This is a genomic window from Psychrobacter sp. ENNN9_III, assembly GCF_001462175.1.
Lineage (GTDB): Bacteria > Pseudomonadota > Gammaproteobacteria > Pseudomonadales > Moraxellaceae > Psychrobacter.
On the sequence record NZ_LNUO01000198.1, the window covers coordinates 1 to 2,535 of the forward strand.

The 2,535-nt window shown below is 43.1% G+C and carries 2 protein-coding genes and 1 pseudogene; all 3 read right to left on the bottom strand.

The annotated features are described in order from the left end of the window. Positions 1-129: 129 nt before the first annotated feature. Positions 130-603 carry a GFA family protein gene (locus PENNN9_RS11920; protein WP_058369885.1) on the bottom strand — a complete coding sequence of 158 codons (474 nt, stop codon included), beginning with the start codon at positions 601-603 and terminating at the stop codon, positions 130-132. 154 nt (positions 604-757) lie between these two features. Then, a complete protein-coding gene (gene lipA, locus PENNN9_RS11925) occupies positions 758-1,801 on the bottom strand; it encodes a lipoyl synthase (protein ID WP_058369886.1) in 1,044 nt (347 codons plus the stop codon). Between the two features lie 151 nt (positions 1,802-1,952). Then, positions 1,953-2,349, bottom strand: a pseudogene (locus tag PENNN9_RS11930) (carboxymuconolactone decarboxylase family protein). Positions 2,350-2,535: the final 186 nt, after the last annotated feature.

The following is a 2,535-nucleotide window of genomic DNA, read 5'->3' on the forward strand; positions in this document are numbered from 1 at the left end:
ATTATTTGTCATTCACCCTTTTTATATTATCAGCTGACTGTTTTTAGTGATGATTTCTAGGATCTGAATTTGATGATTTCTAGGATCTGAATTTGAGTTCTAAACCTAGATCCTAAACACAGACACTAACTAACGACTTGCCACTCTTTCAAACATACCCTGGGCAAGCGCTTTAACGATCATTGCCTGACTTTGTGCAAAGCCATTGGACTTGGGTAAATCATCGTCCATATCTGCAACGCGGCGATTATAAAATAGATGCATAGTCGGTTCAGGTAATGCAGCTATGTCAGGGTAGTTTGTTGTCGGTACTAATATGAGATTGCCACCCAACGCCATCTCTATACTTGGTTTATGACAATATTTACAAAGTCCACGGTTAATGTTTGGCGGCATTTTCCAGCGCTGAAAATGCGTTTTTTTGATATCTAATTCGCTGACATCTGACTTAAGTAAAACCGTCACATCATTATAAGCTTGTCCCGTGTATTCTTGACAAATAGTACAGTGGCAAATAAAGCGACCAATAGGCTTATTGTTGACCGTATAAGTATTGCTATAACAGGAGCAAGAGCCTTCTTGTGGGGTAAATTCGCTGCTCATTGATCAGTCCTTAAATAGGGTAGGGGTTTTTATTATTTCGAAATATAGCACTATCTTAACGTACTAATGTAGTCGCTTTGAGTAGAGCACAATAAAAAAGGAGACCTTTGCGAGTCTCCTTTTTCTATAAATAACTGGCTTAATCAATCGAATACTAACAACCAAGCTTACCTTCAGCCTCTAGTGCTTTTTTGCTGCGGATGGGCGCCGGGCAATCTTCGCCATAGTATTGACGATCGGCAAAGTAGCTTGAGCGTACCATTGGGCCTGCCCAAATGCTAAAGAAGCCAATCTTTTTGCCGTAGTCCATATAGCGCTGAAACTCGTCTGGATGTACGTAGCGATCGACAGGCGCATGGTTTTTACTCGGCTGTAGATACTGACCGATGGTAATCATATCGACATCATGTGCTTTTAGATCGTCGAGCAGCGCATAGATTTCTTCTTCAGTCTCACCGAGGCCAACCATAAAGCCGCACTTAGTCGCGATATCAGGACGACGCTCTTTATACAGTTTAAGCAAATCTAGTGAATGCTGATAGTCAGAACCTGGACGGAACGCTTTATACAGACGTGGCACGGTTTCGATATTGTGGTTAAAGACGTCTGGCGGTGTTTCAGTCAATAAGTCTAACGCAATCTCCATACGACCACGGAAGTCGGGTACCAATATCTCAATCAAGCAGTTCGGGCTAAGGGCACGTGATTCATTTAATACTTCTACAAAATGCCCAGCACCGCCGTCTTTTAGATCGTCACGATCGACAGAGGTAATGACCGCATATTTAAGACCCAAGCCTTGAATGGTCTCAGCAGTGTGACGCGGTTCGTCTGCATCTAGCGCATTAGGACGACCATGGCCCACATCACAGAACGGACAGCGGCGGGTACAGATGTCACCCATAATCATAAAGGTCGCTGTCCCATCGGCGAAGCACTGTGGCAGGTTAGGGCAGGCCGCCTCTTCGCAGACGGTATAGAGCTTTTGCTCGCGCAAGGTGGCTTTGATACGCGCGACTTCAGCAGGCGACGACATCTTAACCCGAATCCAATCTGGCTTTTTCTTGGCCTCGACGGTCGGGATGACCTTAATTGGGATACGCGCAACTTTGTCGTAGCCACGCAATTTTTCGCCTTGAATGGCTTTTTTGGGTTTGACCTTGGCAGCAGGTACGTGTGTTTGTACGGCAGTTGTCATAATGGAGTTATCTCTTAACCCTTTATACTATAAGGGTTTATGGAATGAACATAATGTTTGATGAGTGTCGGTATTATAGCAGAAATTTAGGGTTTAATTTTTAGTGAATATTCTTAAGACTACTACTATGAATTGTTTGACTACCATAGTTTTAAATATCTATATCAATATCCAACTCATTCAGGATTTCTATGGCAGCGCGAAACGCTTCTTGAGTGGCAGGTGCACCGCAGTATGGCAAGCTATGCATCAATACTTCTCGAATCTCAGCGACACTAGCACCATTATTAATGGCACCGCGAATATGGCCTTTGAGCTCGGTCGGGCTTTTTTTGCGCGATCAAAAAAGCAATGGTAATTAAGGAGCGATATTTGCGCGGTAGTACTGAGTCATCTTGCCATGTGCTGCCCCAAGCGTGTTCAATGATCCAGTCTTGTAACGGCTGAGTAAAGCCAGTCGCGCTATCAAGCGAGCGCTTAACGTGTGCTTCACCCATTACTTCAGTGCGCACTTGTAGACCATTTTGATAATCGACATTTTCTGTCATTTTAAGCTCCTTCCTATTGTTTTTAATGTCATTATTCCCTATAGATCTTTTCTTTTGTACGGTTCTTATTTATGAATAAAAATGGTTTTTTCAAGTCAGTCTAGCGTATTCATACAGTGTGTCTATTTTGTTTAGTATTGACTATCGCCCATTTATATACCCAACTATAACGCTAAAAATAGGCGC

Excerpts from the sequence above, each read along its gene's own strand:
- PENNN9_RS11920 (WP_058369885.1), bottom strand. The coding sequence starts at position 603 with ATGAGCAGCGAATTTACCCCACAAGAAGGCTCTTGCTCCTGTTATAGC.
- lipA (WP_058369886.1), bottom strand. The coding sequence starts at position 1,801 with ATGACAACTGCCGTACAAACACACGTACCTGCTGCCAAGGTCAAACCC.